The following is a 478-nucleotide window of genomic DNA, read 5'->3' as shown; positions in this document are numbered from 1 at the left end:
ATTGAATAATGACCACAGAAGACACTCAATTCACTGTCGGCAAGACCACGTTCTACCAAAGGCGCAGATGGATGATGCCGAGCTGGGCATGAAGCAGTGAGAGTTTGCCTCCGGGGCGCATGAGGGCCGCAAGGCGTTTGCCGTGGCAGTTTTAGCGCCTGTGAGATCGAGCGCCGCCCGGCCACATAGCCAAAAGTCAGCGCCGGGCCCAGGTTGATGCCACCCGACGGATACCAGCCGCCAAACACGCTGGCCATGTCGGTACCCGCTGCATACAGGCCTGCAATCGGCTGCCCAGCCTCATCCAGCACCCGGGCATTGCCGTCGGTGCGCAGCCCGGCAAAGGTACCAAAGCAACCGGGTTGCACCTTCACCGCATAGAACGGCCCTTGCTCGATGGGCGCCACGCAAGGGTTTGGCCCTTTGTGCTGCGGGTCGCCCTGCTTGCGGTTGAACGGCGTGGAACCACGGCCAAACG

The 478-nt window shown here is 61.9% G+C and carries 1 protein-coding gene; it reads right to left on the bottom strand.

The window, feature by feature from the left end; genetic code table 11:
* The coding region (locus J5M66_RS27100) for an FAD-binding protein (RefSeq protein WP_243433555.1) at positions 1-478 on the bottom strand (478 nt) is incomplete at both ends.

It is taken from the genome of Pseudomonas sp. 67(2021), from assembly GCF_017491835.1.
GTDB lineage: Bacteria > Pseudomonadota > Gammaproteobacteria > Pseudomonadales > Pseudomonadaceae > Aquipseudomonas > Aquipseudomonas atacamensis.
The sequence above is the reverse complement of the archived record's forward strand: the minus strand, read 5'-3'. Positions and strand labels throughout refer to the sequence as shown.